We start from the raw sequence: 15,862 nt of genomic DNA on the forward strand, positions 1-15,862 counted from the left end.
AGTTTTCGAGAATAATGAAAAGGGTCATCCTATTCTGATTTCCAATTTTTTTGATTTTCAGCATCTGCTTGGCGTGGATTTTAACAATGGTTTAACAAAACCATAATGGTTTTCTGGAGGAAAGAATATTTGACAATGTTTATTTTTACTAAACAGTAATTGAATTGGTTTTGCATTTAAAGGAAAGGTGGGGTTGACCTTAGTTGATCCCTCTTTTTTTGATGCAGTCCGGAAAAATAATTTTCAATGTCCAGAATAAAATTGGCCGTGTTCGACATGGCCGGTACAACTATCCACGACGAAAACAGCGTGGCAAAATCTTTCCAAAAAGCACTAAACCAACATGGATATCCTTTGGTGACTTTGCAGGAAGCCAACGAGAAAATGGGCTATTCCAAGCCTCAGGCCATCCGGGAGTTGCTGGAAATCCATGAGCCTGATCCTGAAAAGATTACTGAAGAGCTAATCATGACCATCCATGATTCCTTTGTCCAGGGGATGCTTGACTTTTATGCCGAGGACCCATCGGTTCGTCCTGTGGAGGATGCTGAGGCTGTTTTTGAGGCATTGCATGGTATGGGGATTCTGGTTGCTTTGGATACTGGGTTTAGCCGGGATATCACAGACCTGATTTTGAAAAGAGTCGGATGGGATAATGGGAATTTGGTGGATGCCACGGCAGCAAGCGATGAGGTAGAAAAGGGTCGTCCATATCCCCACATGATTCAAAAAATAATGAGCGAACTGGGCATCAATGATCCCAAGTCCGTGATAAAAATTGGGGATACCGAGGTAGATGTCAATGAAGGTCACAACGCAGGATGCCTGATGAGTATAGGCCTTACTTCTGGGGTCTTTTCTGAAGCAGAACTTATTCCTCACCGGCCTACCCATCTGGTAGCTAGCCTTTCAGAGGTTTTGGAGATAGTGAAAGCCTACGAATTGGCCTATCAGGATTAAAATGTACCGTATTCCTGCTTTATCGGCCAAGTTGGAGCATGTCTCTTCCTTTTGGATGAGTGTGTTTACCGCCCTGATGGGGTTCTTGGTTTACAGTAGCATGTACTCCTTTCGAAAGCCCTTCGCTTCAGCCACTTTTGAAGGCGAAGATTTTTTGGGATTGGATTTGAAGGTTTGGCTCATTTTGGCACAGACTCTTGGCTACATGGCCAGTAAGTTTTACGGAATCAAAATGATATCCGAGCTCAAAGACCAAGGCAGGGCATGGCTTATCGTCGGACTGATTTCTGTTTCTTGGTTGGCTTTATTGGGATTTGCATTACTTCCTACTCCTTTGAATATTCTTTGCTTTGTGCTCAATGGCTTTCCCTTGGGTTTGATTTGGGGGATTGTTTTTCATTACATGGAGGGTAGAAGATTCACGGAGATGATGGGAAGTATGCTTGCTGCCAGTTTTGTATTTTCCTCCGGCCTTGTCAAGTCTGTGGGGACTTTTTTTATGCAAAATTGGGGGATTGGGGAATTTTGGATGCCTTTTACCACTGGCGCCTTGTTTTTTCCTTTGCTTTTGGGAGGGGTTTTCCTACTCAATCACACCCCTGCACCTAGTGCCGAGGATATCAAAATGCGAAGCCCCAGACCTCCCATGGACAAGGAGGGTAGAAAAAGGCTTTTCAGAAAGTTTCGTCCTGGGATACTGATGTTGATTTTGGTATACATGATGCTGACCGGGCTCCGGGATCTCCGGGATAATTTCGTGGTGGAAATCTGGCAGGGAATGAATGTAGAGGTGGCACCCGAACTTTTGACCCAAACCGAAATTCCGATCACCCTTTTTCTTCTGGTCCTGATGTCCTGTCTGGTACTGATCAAAAGCAACAAGAAGGCCTTCTTCCTCAATCACTGGATTATTCTCTCAGGATTTGCTTTGGCTATTCTCTCGACTCTTGGATTGCAGCTGAACTGGGTAAATCCTTTTCTTTGGATGGTTTTGGTGGGTACAGGAGTGTATATGGCCTACATTCCGTTCAATAGTTTACTTTTTGACCGGATGATTGCCACCTTCAGATACGCTGGAAATGTGGGCTTTTTGATGTATCTGGTGGATAGTTTTGGTTATCTCGGCAGTAGTATGGTGATGGTTTTTAAGCAGTTTGGAGGCTTTGAAAACCTGAGCTGGCTGAATTTTTACATCGGAACGCTTCTGTTGTTTATGTGTCTTTCCTTGGTCCTGATGACAGGTTCATTCATTTATTTTCAGAAAAAACTCAAAAGACAAAAAGGAACACCTTCCTTTCAAATTTCCTTTCCTCATGCATAATCAAAGAGCTATTGTAATCGGTGCCGGAATAGTCGGTCTTTCCATCACCCGAGCCCTGCAGGCAAAAGGTTGGACTGTCACAGTCATTGAAAGACATCCACGTGCCCAAGGTGCATCTGTGAGGAATTTCGGAATGGTTTGGCCGGTAGGGCAGCCTCAGGGCGTCACTTTTGATCGGGCAATGAGATCCAGGGAATTATGGCTGGAGATGAGTCAAAAAGCCGGGTTTTTTGCTGAGAAAACGGGTGCTTTGCACTTGGCCTACACGGATTTGGAAATGCAGGTAGTGGAGGAATATTGCGAGGCGATGCAGGGATTAAAATCCGCGGAGGTGTTTACTCCTGAGCAAGTTCAGTCCAAAAGTCCTGCTGCGGTACTTCGAGGATTGAAAGGAGCTTTGTGGACAGAAGAAGAAGTGATTGTTGATCCCCGGGAGGCTATTTTTCAAACTGCAAACTATTTGGAAACCCTCCCCGGGGTAGAGTTTGTCTGGGGAAGGGCGGTGAACAGAATTGAAGGAAATACGGCTTTTTCAGGACAGAAACATTGGTCAGCCGATCGGATTTTTGTTTGCTCAGGCGCTGATTTTGAGACGCTGTATCCGGAGCTTTTTCATTCCATATCCATAACCAAGTGCAAGCTGCAGATGATGCGATTGGTCAAGCAGCCTGAAAATTGGAGAATTGGACCACCCTTATGCGCAGGTTTGAGTTTCATTCACTACAAGGGCTTTCAGGTTGCTCCCTCTTTGGAGGAACTAAGAAAGGTTTATGAGGAAAAATATCCCGATTTGATCCAATGGGGAATCCACGTGATGGTTTCCCAAAATGGAATCGGGGAATTGACGATCGGGGACAGTCATGAGTATGGATTGGAACTTTCTCCATTTGACAGGACAGAGGTCAACGAAATGATCTTGGATTTTTTGAAAAGTTTTGCCCAGTTTAAAGATTGGAGAATCGACTCAGCCTGGCATGGAATCTACCCTAAAATGACCAATGGAACGACTGAATTTATTCATCAGGTTGATCAGGTAGTAACAGTTGTCAATGGTTTGGGAGGCGCCGGAATGACCCTTTCTTTTGGATTGGGTGAAGAGGTAGTAAAGGATCTTTAATGAATGAATGAATTCCATTTAATTTTTAAGCTAAAAGCCCTGAGTTTTTGATCCGATGGAGTATTTGTCAGAATGTTTCTTTTTCTCTAAAAGAAAATGTAGTGCACCAGTCTCTGGACTTTTCTGATTAATTATTTTCTGTTTATTTGAGAAAGTTTACCCTTTTGGTGATCAATCAGGAATGGAACAGGAAGTAATAGCCCAAATCAGCAATAAGCTGAAGAGTATCAGAAAAGAAAAAAATTTAACCCTCCAGGATATTGCAGACAGAGCGGGAGTAACCAAGGGCCTGATTTCGCAAATTGAAAACAGCAGAACCATTCCATCCTTGTTGGTTCTCATTCAAATCATCAAAGCACTGGAAGTGGGATTGGATGATTTTTTCAATGATTTGGATGGATACAGCAAAGAAGGAAAGATCTTGGTGAAGCGAAGAGAGGAATATCAGAAGTTTGAAAAAGAGGCAGCAGAGGGATATGACTATTTCAGGATTTTCACCAAGAAAATTAATTCTTCCACGGTCGACATTGTCCTTCTTGAAATCCAGCCTGGTGCAACCAGGGAGTTTGTTCAAACGGATGCCTTCGAGTACAAATACATCTTGTCAGGTTCTGTTCAGTACTTATTCCGAGATCACCAGATTCTTTTAAATGAAGGGGATTCCATGCTTTTCGATGGAAAAATGGAGCATAACCCGATCAATTTGGGACAAGATGTCGCTAAAATGCTGGTGGTTTATTTTTTTGAAGGGTGAAAAATTCTCTGGCTCAGATATGCCAAAAAAACCAGTGGGCTTCTATCTTTTCTTCAAAACTGCCTCACCACAACCTATTTCCTTCCGTACAAAATCAAATCAACTCAAATCAATTTACACTATGAAAAAAGCAATGCTTTCTCTTTTGGTCATTTTGGCCATAATTCAGCAATCCCAAGCTCAGGATATCTCCGAGTGGAAGGTGGTCACTGTAGTGGAATCCATCGTCCCTGCCGGAATCGGTCGTAGCCGGATGATCGAAAACATGACAGAAATCAATACCGAGGATTTCCGAACATCAAGAACCAATGGCACCAAATCCAACCAAGGGTCAGTAAGACGTCAGGATATCAAAGTGGATGAATTTGACGAGACCAAGCTTCTCAACTTCTTTTCCATTGGTGGGATCAACTTCCAAAACGTGGCCAGCAATGATGCCATGATTGGAGCCCGAATCATGGAATTGATGGGTGAGGGTTGGGATCTTCGCTTTGTGACGAGTGGAGTGGAAAGTGATGCAGGTGCCGAAGACGGTCAGGGGATCTTCATCACCCGGATGTTTTTTTCCCGCACTGCTCAATAAGCTCTAATTTGAAAATAAAGGTTTTGAGAGGAAATTGACTTTTCCTGTTTCCTGAACCAATAACCCTACTAAAGCTCAGACAATTTTTTGTCTGGGCTTTTTTTGATTCATTTTCTTGCTTTTGGCAAAATATTGGGCTGAGCGGATGGATGGCCCCGCCTGTAATTTGCTAATTTTGAGGACTCACTCGGAAAGAAATGGATTTCAATCTTGATTGGTTATTAGGCCCCGATTACAGCAAGCCAGGGAATTTTCTTTTGATCTTCTCCATCCTGTTTGCAGGGATTTTTCTCAGATACTTGGCTTTGGCCTGGGGGTATCATGAGTTGGTTTACAAAAAACTGGGAGACTCTTTGCCCTTTAGAAGGCTTCATCAGCAGGTTCGCCTTCCCCAAGTGAAAAAGGAAATCTGGTATTCTTTCCTTGGGGGACTGATTTTCGCTTTTGCCGGGGTTGTCTTGTTGATTCTTTGGCAGTCCGGACTCACCCAGCTGTACACCCAATTGAGTTGGTGGGATACTTTCTGGATTCCGATAAGCTATTTCCTGGCTCTCTTTATCCATGAAACGTATTACTACTGGCTTCACCGATGGATGCATCAGCCCAAAGTGCTGAGGCACTTTCATCACATTCACCACAATAGTCTTTACACCAGTTCTTTTACTTCCTTTTCCTTCCATCCGATAGAGGCGGGCCTTCAGGCAATCTTTCTGCCCGTCTTGATTCTGGTTTTACCCATGCACTTTTTCGTTTTGATCGCGCTATTGATTACCATGTCTGTCACGGCGGTGATCAACCACTCGGGGATTGAAGTGTATCCGGAAGGGGCTCAGTCCAATTCATTTTTCCGATGGATGGTAGGCGCTACCCATCACGATCAGCACCACCTGAAATACCGCTGCAACTACGGCCTTTACTTTACGTTCTGGGATGTTTGGATGAAAACAGAGGATTCCGGGTTTGCCAAACGCTTTGATGAGCATACCCGGGAGGACGGGAATGTCAAAGTAGAATCTTCGGTAAATGCCCGAATGTGAGATTTCTAAATCCTCGCTGATCCTATTGTGATTTTGTCAGGATTTGGGAATTCACCCTTTCAAATAATCAATCATTTTTACCATTTATATAAAAAATGATAATGATAATTTTGAAACTTATTGAAACAATCCTCGGTTTAGCCTTTGTTTTGTATTCGATTTCAATTGCCTAAAATCTATCATTGCTTACAGCCTGTTTGACTGAAAAATGAAAAGAATACTTGGTGTTGTTGTTTTCTTACTTTTTTTGGGCGTTTATTCTGTCAAAGACTACGCTCCGTCGAAGGCATTGCCTGAATCCCAAGCATGGACAGGATATGAGTCGTACAATGTATTCGAATTTGACTTTTCGGATCATGTGCCTGCAGAGGCCCGAGTCAGAGCCTCCCAGTCCTCCAGCCAGCGAATCAAGAATGAAAGAAATTTCGACCTCTCTCCTTCCAAGGGTTTGGTCTTTTTTACCTGTAGGATTGCTAAATCCTATTCTGAAATCCATCTTCAGCGATATTTTAAATTATTCATTCAGTTTGCCATTCAGGTCAACGCGCCCTGATTATTATTTTTTTGCCTAAGCCCTTTGCCTGCTTCTGATCGGAAGACAGGACCCATCTTATATTCTTAACTCCATGAAAACTGAAAAAACATCTGTGTTTTCTGCCATGAAAACATTTGCCATTAAACCATTGACCTCGCTCGCAGTATTGGTTCTGATTGCAGGACTTACTGCTTCCTGTACCGAAGGAAATTCCAAAAACAACAAAGAAAGTGAAGCCATCAGCGTGCCGGTGCTTGAGCTTCAGCCCAGAGCCGTGGATGTGCCTCAGACTTACATCGCAGACATTCAGGCGATACAGTTTGTCGAAGTCCGTTCCAAAGTGGAGGGGTTTGTGGACCAGATATTTGTTGACGAGGGACAGTTTGTCAACAAAGGCCAAAAGCTCTTTCAACTCTCCTCTGCAGAGTACAATGAAATGGTGAATTCCGCGAGGGCAGGACTGGCTCGTGCCAAGGCAGAACAGACTGCTGCAAAAGTGGAAATGGAACGGCTGCAGATCTTGGTGGATAAAAACATCATTTCTCCTTCCGAGCTGGAACTGGCCAAATCCAAAAAGGCAATAGCGGATTCTCAAATCGCTGAGGCAGAGTCTCTGCTTAAAGCAGCTCAGACCGGTCTTTCCTACACCACGGTGAAAGCTCCTTTCGATGGCATTGTGGACCGAATCCCTCACAAAATCGGAAGCTTGGTCACTGAAAACGATCTACTGACTTCCATTACCGATGTCTCCTCAGTTTTTGCTTACTACAAAGTAAACGAGAACGAATACCTCAACTTCATGAGAAGCAAGATTGAAGGAGGAAATGCGGATAGCTTTTCTGAGCAGCTGACTTTGATTCTCTCTGATGGAGAAAAATATCCGCAAAAAGGCAAGTTGGAGACCACAGAAGGAGATATCGAGTCAGGCACGGGGTCTATTGGATTCAGGGTTCGTTTTCCCAATCCGGACAATTTGCTTAAGCATGGGGCTTCAGGCAAGATCGAAATGCTTTCCAAGATGGAAGGGGTATTCCTGATTCCTCAGAAGTCAACCTTCGAAATCCAGGATTTCACATACGTCTATGTAGTGGACAAAGAAAACACAGTTAAAGTAAGAAGCTTCAAGCCTATTCAGCGGTATGATATCTACTACATCGCAGATGGATTTGAACCGGGAGATCGGATTGTATTTGAAGGAATTCAGCAGGTGAAAGACGGTTCAAAAGTGGTCCCAGAGTCCATTGCTGCCGCCGACGTTTACCAAAACTTGCTAAGCGCCCGATAATCTGAAGCCTTAAATTCTCCACGACATGTTTGAGCTATTTATCAGGAGGCCGATACTCTCCACGGTCATTTCTGTGTTTATTACTCTCTTGGGTATTCTGGCTTTGACTTCTTTGCCGATCACCCAATTTCCGGATATCGTACCCCCTGCGGTGACGGTGACTGCTCGATATACCGGGGCCAATGCCGAAGTTTTGGCCAAAGCGGTAGCTACGCCTTTGGAGCGAGCCATCAACGGGGTGCCAGGGATGGAATATATCACTTCGGTCAATACCAATGACGGGATTACCCTGATCAATATCGTATTCAAAGTCGGTACCGATCCTGACCAAGCTGCAGTAAACGTCCAAAACCGGGTAGCCACCGTACTTGACGAACTCCCGGAAGAAGTAATCCGTGCAGGGGTGCAAACAGAAAAGGAGGTCAACTCTATGCTTCTCTATCTCAACCTGACCACTTCAGATACCACTCAGGATGAGAAGTTTGTTTACAACTTTGCCGATATCAATATCCTTCCCGAACTGAAGCGTATCGACGGTGTAGGACGAGCCGAAATCATGGGGATGAAAGACTATGCGATGCGGGTTTGGCTCAAGCCGGATCGATTGGCGGCGTATGACCTTTCTCCTCAGGACGTGACTGAGGCCATCCGTGCCCAAAACGTGGAAGCAGCTCCGGGAAAATCCGGAATTTCCTCTGACAGAGATCCTCAGGCCTTACAGTATGTATTGAAATACACGGGAAAGTTCAATCAGGAAGAAAACTACGAAAACATCACCCTGAAGGCCCTCCCTGACGGTTCTTTGCTCAAGCTTAAAGACGTGGCAGATATTCAGTTTGATGCCTTAGAATACTCCATGGTGTCGATGACGGATGGCAAGCCCTCTGCATCCATCATGATCAAGCAGAGACCCGGCTCCAATGCGAGAGATGTAATCTCCAACATCAAAGCCAAAATGACCGAGCTTCAGGATTCTTCCTTTCCTCCGGGAATGACTTTCAACGTGTCTTATGATGTAAGCCGATTCTTGGATGCTTCGATTTTTGAGGTGTTGAAGACCCTGATTGAGGCTTTTCTTCTGGTATTTATCGTGGTATTTATTTTCCTTCAGGATTTCCGATCTACGCTTATTCCTGCGATCGCGGTACCGGTATCCTTGGTTGGAACCCTCTTTTTTATGCAGCTTTTTGGCTTTTCCATCAATTTGCTGACGCTGTTTGCTCTGGTTTTGGCTATCGGGATTGTGGTGGACAACGCCATCGTGGTGGTGGAAGCTGTCCATGTGAAAATGCATGACCTCAAGCTCAATGCTTTTGACGCCACGATTGCAGCGATGAAAGAAATCGGCGGCGCGATCGTAGCCATTACCCTGGTAATGTCTGCGGTGTTTATCCCGGTGAGTTTCCTTTCCGGACCCGTGGGGATTTTCTACCGGCAGTTCTCCCTGACCTTGGCGATTGCCATTGTCATCTCGGGGATCAATGCCTTGACACTTTCTCCTGCCCTTTGTGCCATGATGCTAAAGCCTATGCATCATGCTGGAGAAGGGAAAGAAAGCTGGTTGCAAAAGTTTTTCAACGGGTTCAATGCCCGTTATGAAGCCTTGGCAGGGAAATATGCGACCATTATCAAAGGAATTGCCAACCGCAAAGTGGTCACCTACGGATCCTTGGTTTTGTTTTTTGGACTTACCTATGGCATGTTGACAATCACTCCGACTGGCTTTATCCCCAATGAAGATCAGGGGATGATTTACGTGAACGTGACTACCCCTCCGGGTGCGACAGTAGACCGAACTTCCGAAATCATGGATCAGGTACAGGCGGCTTTACTTCCTTTGGAGGAAGTGGAGACTGTATCTACTTTGGCCGGATACTCCCTCCTGACCGAAACCGCAGGTGCTTCCTATGGAATGGGCATGATCAACTTGGCATCATGGGGTGATAGGGAAAAGGATGTCAATACGCTAATGACGGAGTATTCCGAGCGGACCTCGCACATCAAGGGAGCAGATATTCAGTTTTTGGCACCACCTCCGGTTCCCGGTTTTGGAAATGCTTCCGGATTTGAGCTGCGGCTTCAAGACAAGTCTGGAGGGACTTTGGACAATATGGCCCGGGTCAATGAGGAATTTATCGCCGCACTCAATGAACGTCCGGAAATCGTCGGAGCCTTTACCAATTTTGACCCTTCTTTCCCTCAGTTCTTATTGACTGTGGATCATGACAAGGCAGCCAAATTAGGCGTGTCAGTGGACAATGCCATGGAGACGCTGCAGAGCTACATCGGTTCCTACTATGCCTCCAATTTCATCCGCTACGGACAGATGTACAAGGTGATGATTCAGGCCTCTCCTGAATACAGAACCTCCCCTGAGTCGCTTTTGGACATGTATGCCAAAAATAAGGAAGGATGCATGGTGCCTTATTCCAACTTTGTCAGTCTTGAGCGGGTCTATGGTCCTGAGCAGTTGACGCGGTATAACATGTTCAACTCAGCTTTGGTCACGGGAGATGCGGCACCCGGATTTTCCTCCGGTGATGCAATCAAGGCAGTGGAGGAAGTAGCCCTTGAAATCCTGCCAAGAGGCTTTGACATCGATTGGTCAGGGATCACTCGGGAGCAGATTGCGTCGGGAAATCAGGCAGTCTATATTTTCCTGATCTGTTTGGTCTTTGTTTACTTGTTGCTTTCTGCTCAGTATGAAAGTTACATGCTCCCGCTTCCGGTGATTCTTTCCCTTCCTGCGGGGATTTTTGGCTCCTATTTCTTTCTCAATCTGGTAGGCTTGCAAAATGACATCTACGCACAGGTATCGCTGGTCATGTTGATTGGTCTGTTGGGGAAAAATGCCATCCTGATTATCGAGATCGCCATTCAAAACCGAGCCAAAGGATTGTCCATTTTGCAAAGTGCGATCAATGGGGGAGTGGAGCGTCTGCGTCCTATCCTGATGACATCCTTTGCATTTATCTGCGGTTTGATTCCGCTGACTTTAGCTTCCGGTGCAGGAGCAATCGGTAACCGAACCATCGGTACAGCTGCAGCTGGAGGAATGCTCATCGGAACCTTGGTTGGAGTCTTTCTGATTCCGGGCTTGTATGTGGTCTTTGAGACCATAGATACTCGACTCAAAGAAAAGAAAGCCAAAAGACTCCAAATCACCACCCAAAGCCAAGAAGTACACGCATGAAAAAAATAATGATTTTGAGCATCCTGGGATTGATTTTGATCTCAGGATGCAAGTCTGTGAATAATGTTGCCGATCCGGAATCTTCCCTTCGCCTACCCGGACAGTATTCCGAAGAAGAGTCGGATTCTACCTCCACTTTGGCCCAGATAGCCTGGCAAAATTACTTCTCCGATCCCCGGCTTCGGGGTTTGATTGGAAGTGCTTTGGCCAACAATCAGGATAATCTCATCACCCTGCAACGGATCAAAGCTGCCCGAGCATCCCTTCTGAGAGCCAAGGCCGGTCTGCTTCCGGAAATTTCCGGAATGGCTGGGGCGGCTCAACGTAAATTTGGGGATTTTACCATGGATGGAGTGGGTAATTTCGATACCAACCTTTCTCCCGATCTTACCGAAGATCAATTGATTCCTGACCCATACAAGGATTTTATTGTCGGGGCGAACTTCGAATGGGAAATCGATGTGTGGGGAAAGTTGAGAAACCGGAAAAAAGCTGCTGCGGCACGCTACCTCGCCTCTGAGGAATTTTCCAAAAGCGTGCGGACCTGGCTGATATCCGAAGTAGCCTCGACCTATTATCAATTGTTGGCTTTCGATGCGGAAATCGACATTCTCAAGGAAAATATCCGATTGCAAGAACTGGCCCTTCAGCTCATCATCGAGCTGAAGGAGGGCGGACGAGCCAATCAGCTGGCCATTGATCAGTTTGAGGCCTTGGTACTCAACTCCAAGTCGCAACTGGAGGCCAAGCTCAGAGAGCAGAAAAGCGCCGAATACGAAATGACCCGATTGGTGGGGACAGTGGATATTCCTTTGGAAAGAATCGAGCTGGACAGCGCGGTGGAGCGGCCAAGAGTGCTTGAAGTAGGTTTGCCTGCTCAGTTGCTCCAATATCGACCCGATGTGCGAGAGGCTGAACTCAACCTTCAGGCTACCAAGTTTGATGTCAATGCTGCCAAAGCTGCCTTTTATCCTTCCATTACCCTCTTCGGGATGGCCGGATTCAATGCCTTTGACTTTTCCAAGCTTTTCTTCAATCCTGCTTCTACCATTTATCAGTTTGGGGCCGGACTGACCGCGCCGATATTCAACCGAAGAGTGATCAAGACGGAGTTTGAACTTGCCCGTACGGATCAGCAGATTGCCCTTTTGGATTATGAAAAGCGAACTCTGAATGCTTATCTGGAAGTCCTCGATTTGGTCAATCAGATCCAGACCTTTGACAATCAGCTGAAGCTCAAGCAGTACGAAGTCTCCGTCTTGGAGCGATCGGTTGAAAATTCCAATACGCTCTTTTCTGTGGGCTATGCCAATTACCTGGAGGTGATCAACGCCCAAAGTAGAGCACTGGAATCAGCCATTGAGCTGGCAGAACTCAAAGCTTCCCGCCTACAGTCCCATGTGCAATTGTACCGGGCTTTGGGTGGAGGATGGAATTAATTGAAGGGGGGATTTTCCCCCTTTATTTTTTTAAAAAACTCAATAAAAAATACTGCTCCCAATAGGGGTAAAGCATCTCTCGGTTGTCTTTTCTAAAAAAAGAAACCAAAAGCTTATCTTGCGGGGATTGTTTTTTGATCCCATGCAAATCACGGATAAGGAGGTTTTTTTTCAGATTCAGTCAGGCCAAATTCCTGCTTTCGAGATGCTGTTCAAGACTCATTACCCTTCTTTATGCCGTTTTGCAGGCACTTACCTCAAGGACCCCGACTGGGCGGAGGAAGTGGTGCAAGCTGCATTTATCGGGATTTGGGAGAAAAAAGCAGAAATCCACATTGACTCTTCTCTCAAGGCCTATCTCTATCGAACGGTCCGCAATTCCTGCCTGAACGAGCTCAAGCATGAGCGGGTCAAATTGGCCTATCAGGCTAAGCAGGTCGCCTTGGATGAACCTATATCTTCCCCTGCAGATCACCTCACCTTGGAAGGCGAACTGGAAAGTAAAATCCATCAAGCCATCGGAAAACTTCCCGAGCAGTGTCGCCTGATTTTCACCATGAGTCGATTTGAAGAGCTGAAATACCAGGAAATCGCCGATCAGCTGGGGATTTCCATCAAGACCGTTGAAAATCAGATGGGCAAGGCTCTGAAACTGATGCGGGGATATCTCAAGGAGTATTTGCCCTTGATTGCACTACTAATGAAAGGATTTTTGGAGCCATGAATATTCCCGAGCAAGTCATTGAAGAATTGATCAGCAAGTACCTGGTCGGTGAAGCCTCAGAAAGGGAAGTTTCTGAGCTGATGGACTGGTGTGCCCTTTCTCCCGAAAACCAAAAATATCTGGATGATGCCCGAGTGATTTTTGAAAAGGCGCAGCTTTCTGAGGATGTACAGGTGGATGTGGATGCTGCTTGGGAAAAAGTAAGGCGAAAAATCAGCGGAAATGAAAAGAAAACCCGCTTCCTGATTCTCCCTTGGGGGATAGCAGCGGGCTTGATTTTGGTTTTTGCCTTGGCTTATGTTTTCTACCAAAATCTTCCCGCTCAGGAATTTTCTTTCGTAAGCGAAAAGGAAAATAGGACCGAAATCTTGCCGGATCAGACCGAGTTGGCCCTCAAACAGGGGTCAGAAGTCCAAGTGGAATACAATGAGCGGAAAAAGAAAGGCTTGATCCAACTGAAGGGAGAAGCACTGATTTCTATCCCCGATACCAAAAAGGTCCAATGGATGGTGGAAGTCGGCGAATTGAGAATTTTGGATATCGGCACGGTTTTCCATGTGCAAGGATCTGAAGAGGCCGGGACGGTGGAAGTATCCGTCCAAGAGGGAGAAGTGCGATTTTTTCTCTCGGAGGACCAGGGGATTGACCTGAAAGCGGGTGAAAAGGGAATTTATGATAAGCAGACGCAAAAATTCACCAAAGAACCCGCCAACCCGAATGTAGCTGCTTTCAGAAGCAGGCAATTCTTTTTCGAGGAAAGTTCCTTGGCTCAAGTCGTGGAGGATTTGGAGTCCGGCTTTGGGAGAAAGATCGTTTTGGCTCCCAACTTGGCCACTTGCAGGCTGACTGTGACTTTTGAAAACGAGGACTTGGAGACCATCCTAGGCATCATTGCAGAGACCTTATCTTTGGAGGTGGTTTACGATTCCGATCAAATCCGTATCCAAGGTGAAGGCTGTGAATAATCCATGGGTTCAACGTCCGGTACGCCTGATTCTTCTCTTGGGAGGATTGATTTTTTGTCTCAATGTGCAGGCTCAAGAAATTCCCCTTTTGGAAAAGAAGCTAAGCATATCCTTTGAGCGGGAGTCCGTGGAATCGGTCTTGAAAAAGGTGGAGCAGGAGGCTGGATGTCGTTTTTCTTACAGTCCTTCTGTGCTGGATGTGAAGCAGAACTTTTCGGGGAAGTTTGAAGACCGACCACTTCGGGAGATTTTGGAGACGGTTTTCAAGGGAGAGGTGCAGTTCAAAACCAAGGGAAATTATGTGATTCTTACTCCCCGGCCTCAGGAAAAAAAGGAAATAGTGATCAGTGGCTATGTAGTCGATGAAGGGGGGCAGGGAATCCGGGATGCCACGATTTATGATCCGATTACCCTGAAATCATCCACCACGGACCAGTTTGGCTATTTCGAGTTGGAAGTTAAAAATCCAGCGGAAGAAAACTTCCAACTGATCGTAAACAAGAAGGATTTTTCAGATACCCTTTTGCTTGAGAAAAAATCTGCTTTCCAGAAAATCAGGCTAAAAGCAGAGGAAATTGATTGGCAGAAATTAGGGAAAAGTGTATCTGAGTCGGCCAAGGAGGTTTGGTTTTGGACCAAAAGCTCCAAAGGAGTCCGAAACTCCCAAAACCTGGACTCCACCCTCAGTCGCACGATTCAGTTTACTCTGGTTCCCTTTGTCGGAAGTAACCGGAAAATCTCCGGCGCAGTAGTCAATGATTTTTCCTTCAATTTGATCGGAGGCTACTCCGGAGGTACCCGTATCGCGGAGTTGGGAGGGATCTTCAATATCGACCGTGGAGATGTAAGTTGGGTACAGCTAGCCGGGCTGTATAATCAGGTGGGAGGGCAGACTCGCGGGCTACAGCTGGCAGGATTGGTGAATATGACCTTGGATTCAGTCAAGGCTTTTCAGGGAGCTGGACTGATCAATTTCACCACAGAATCCCTCCAAGGAGTACAAATGGCAAGCTTTATCAATTACACCCATAGGGATGTCAGGGGAGTACAGGTAAGTGCTTTTCTGAATTGGGGAAGAAATGTTTCTGGCTTCCAATTGGGACTGGTCAATCTGGCTGACAGTCTTTCCGGGGTTTCTTTTGGCTTGCTCAATATTGTTCGAAATGGCTATCGAACCCTTGAATTCGGAGCCAATGAAATGCTTCCTCTGAACCTGTCTTTTCGATCGGGAACCCGGAGGTTTTACAACTTTTTTCAGGCTGGATTCAGACCGGAGAGTTTGGATTCTCCGACTTGGTCCTTTGGCTATGGGATCGGGACTGCTCCAAGGTTGGGTAAAAAGACCTTCCTAAACATCGAACTAAGTGCTGACCAAGTGTCCAATGGCTCGATTGAAGCCCTTAATCTTGTGTCCAAGGCTTACTTGGGTTTTGAATACCAAATGGCCAACAACTTTGCTCTTTTTGTCGGGCCTACTTTGAATTGGCGGAGGTATGATACCAGCTTTTTCGGCCACCCGGAGCTGTTTTCTTACTCCGATCCCAATATTTTTTTCGAGTCTGAAAACTTGGATCGCAGATTGGGTTCACAGCTTTGGATGGGTTTCAGGGCCGGTTTTCGGTTTTTCTAAGTATGGATTAGGCATTCCATTCGTGAATTTAAGATTGGGTAACTATTTACGGCTATCCATAATCCAACCATTAAGCAGTTTAAATCGAAAGAGAGAAAGTTGAAAATCCCCCTAACCCCCTTTTGGAAAGGGGGAGTTGGCTTAGTCTGACTTGTCCTGAATTGAGTTTACACAAAGTAAACTACTATGAAACGACAAAAAGAACAAAAAACAAGAGGAATAGGATCTCTGAGTTGGGCTGAACGGGAAGAAATGATCAAAGAGTATCTTTCGGGGAATTACTCAAAAGTTGAGATTTGGAAGAAATATACCGGTCAGT

General features: G+C 45.7%; 13 protein-coding genes. All 13 read left to right on the forward strand.

The genetic code is table 11. From position 1 onward, the window contains the following. Positions 1 to 246: 246 nt before the first annotated feature. The 13 genes from AAA938_RS18735 (at position 247) to AAA938_RS18795 (ending at position 15,543) form a co-directional block, all read left to right on the forward strand. Positions 247 to 960 carry an HAD hydrolase-like protein gene (locus AAA938_RS18735; protein ID WP_338230304.1) on the forward strand — a complete coding sequence of 238 codons (714 nt, stop codon included), beginning with the start codon at positions 247 to 249 and terminating at the stop codon, positions 958 to 960. Between the two features lies 1 nt (position 961). Beyond that, positions 962 to 2,281 carry a DUF5690 family protein gene (locus tag AAA938_RS18740; RefSeq protein ID WP_338230305.1) on the forward strand — a complete coding sequence of 440 codons (1,320 nt, stop codon included), beginning with the start codon at positions 962 to 964 and terminating at the stop codon, positions 2,279 to 2,281. Next, positions 2,274 to 3,398, forward strand: coding sequence for a TIGR03364 family FAD-dependent oxidoreductase (locus tag AAA938_RS18745; protein ID WP_338230306.1), 1,125 nt, complete (start codon positions 2,274 to 2,276; stop codon positions 3,396 to 3,398). Before AAA938_RS18740 ends, AAA938_RS18745 begins: the two co-directional genes overlap by 8 nt. 181 nt (positions 3,399 to 3,579) lie before the next feature. After that, a complete protein-coding gene (locus AAA938_RS18750; RefSeq protein ID WP_338230307.1) occupies positions 3,580 to 4,152 on the forward strand; it encodes a helix-turn-helix domain-containing protein in 573 nt (190 codons plus the stop codon). Between the two features lie 121 nt (positions 4,153 to 4,273). Further along, positions 4,274 to 4,735: a hypothetical protein gene (locus AAA938_RS18755; protein WP_338230308.1), complete on the forward strand. Its 462-nt coding sequence runs from the start codon at positions 4,274 to 4,276 to the stop codon at positions 4,733 to 4,735. 197 nt (positions 4,736 to 4,932) lie between these two features. After that, the gene (locus AAA938_RS18760) at positions 4,933 to 5,772 is read left to right on the forward strand and encodes a sterol desaturase family protein (protein ID WP_338230309.1); all 840 of its coding nucleotides are present in this window, start codon (positions 4,933 to 4,935) and stop codon (positions 5,770 to 5,772) included. Positions 5,773 to 5,980: 208 nt separating this feature from the next. Next, positions 5,981 to 6,325, forward strand: a complete 345-nt coding sequence (locus tag AAA938_RS18765) for a hypothetical protein (RefSeq protein WP_338230310.1) — start codon at positions 5,981 to 5,983, stop codon at positions 6,323 to 6,325. A gap of 73 nt (positions 6,326 to 6,398) precedes the next feature. Further along, the gene (locus tag AAA938_RS18770; protein WP_338230311.1) at positions 6,399 to 7,592 is read left to right on the forward strand and encodes an efflux RND transporter periplasmic adaptor subunit; all 1,194 of its coding nucleotides are present in this window, start codon (positions 6,399 to 6,401) and stop codon (positions 7,590 to 7,592) included. Between the two features lie 25 nt (positions 7,593 to 7,617). After that, positions 7,618 to 10,785, forward strand: coding sequence for an efflux RND transporter permease subunit (locus AAA938_RS18775; RefSeq protein WP_338230312.1), 3,168 nt, complete (start codon positions 7,618 to 7,620; stop codon positions 10,783 to 10,785). Next, complete coding sequence (locus AAA938_RS18780; protein WP_338230313.1) at positions 10,782 to 12,224, forward strand: TolC family protein; 1,443 nt, start codon at positions 10,782 to 10,784, stop codon at positions 12,222 to 12,224. Before AAA938_RS18775 ends, AAA938_RS18780 begins: the two co-directional genes overlap by 4 nt. Positions 12,225 to 12,366: 142 nt before the next feature. Continuing rightward, positions 12,367 to 12,948, forward strand: coding sequence for an RNA polymerase sigma-70 factor (locus AAA938_RS18785; protein ID WP_338230314.1), 582 nt, complete (start codon positions 12,367 to 12,369; stop codon positions 12,946 to 12,948). Further along, positions 12,945 to 13,913 carry a FecR domain-containing protein gene (locus AAA938_RS18790; RefSeq protein WP_338230315.1) on the forward strand — a complete coding sequence of 323 codons (969 nt, stop codon included), beginning with the start codon at positions 12,945 to 12,947 and terminating at the stop codon, positions 13,911 to 13,913. Before AAA938_RS18785 ends, AAA938_RS18790 begins: the two co-directional genes overlap by 4 nt. Beyond that, positions 13,840 to 15,543 carry a peptidase associated/transthyretin-like domain-containing protein gene (locus tag AAA938_RS18795; RefSeq protein WP_338230316.1) on the forward strand — a complete coding sequence of 568 codons (1,704 nt, stop codon included), beginning with the start codon at positions 13,840 to 13,842 and terminating at the stop codon, positions 15,541 to 15,543. Before AAA938_RS18790 ends, AAA938_RS18795 begins: the two co-directional genes overlap by 74 nt. The last annotated feature ends 319 nt before the right edge of the window (positions 15,544 to 15,862 follow it).

Source organism: Algoriphagus taiwanensis (assembly GCF_036245645.1).
GTDB classification, from domain to species: Bacteria; Bacteroidota; Bacteroidia; order Cytophagales; family Cyclobacteriaceae; genus Algoriphagus; species Algoriphagus taiwanensis.

Bases quoted from the DNA above. Each gene is read 5' to 3' on its own strand.
- AAA938_RS18765 (WP_338230310.1), top strand. From the start codon at position 5,981: ATGAAAAGAATACTTGGTGTTGTTGTTTTCTTACTTTTTTTGGGCGTT.
- AAA938_RS18790 (WP_338230315.1), top strand. From the start codon at position 12,945: ATGAATATTCCCGAGCAAGTCATTGAAGAATTGATCAGCAAGTACCTG.
- AAA938_RS18775 (WP_338230312.1), top strand. From the start codon at position 7,618: ATGTTTGAGCTATTTATCAGGAGGCCGATACTCTCCACGGTCATTTCT.
- AAA938_RS18785 (WP_338230314.1), top strand. From the start codon at position 12,367: ATGCAAATCACGGATAAGGAGGTTTTTTTTCAGATTCAGTCAGGCCAA.
- AAA938_RS18770 (WP_338230311.1), top strand. From the start codon at position 6,399: ATGAAAACTGAAAAAACATCTGTGTTTTCTGCCATGAAAACATTTGCC.
- AAA938_RS18780 (WP_338230313.1), top strand. From the start codon at position 10,782: ATGAAAAAAATAATGATTTTGAGCATCCTGGGATTGATTTTGATCTCA.
- AAA938_RS18760 (WP_338230309.1), top strand. From the start codon at position 4,933: ATGGATTTCAATCTTGATTGGTTATTAGGCCCCGATTACAGCAAGCCA.
- AAA938_RS18745 (WP_338230306.1), top strand. From the start codon at position 2,274: ATGCATAATCAAAGAGCTATTGTAATCGGTGCCGGAATAGTCGGTCTT.
- AAA938_RS18750 (WP_338230307.1), top strand. From the start codon at position 3,580: ATGGAACAGGAAGTAATAGCCCAAATCAGCAATAAGCTGAAGAGTATC.
- AAA938_RS18740 (WP_338230305.1), top strand. From the start codon at position 962: ATGTACCGTATTCCTGCTTTATCGGCCAAGTTGGAGCATGTCTCTTCC.
- AAA938_RS18735 (WP_338230304.1), top strand. From the start codon at position 247: ATGTCCAGAATAAAATTGGCCGTGTTCGACATGGCCGGTACAACTATC.
- AAA938_RS18755 (WP_338230308.1), top strand. From the start codon at position 4,274: ATGAAAAAAGCAATGCTTTCTCTTTTGGTCATTTTGGCCATAATTCAG.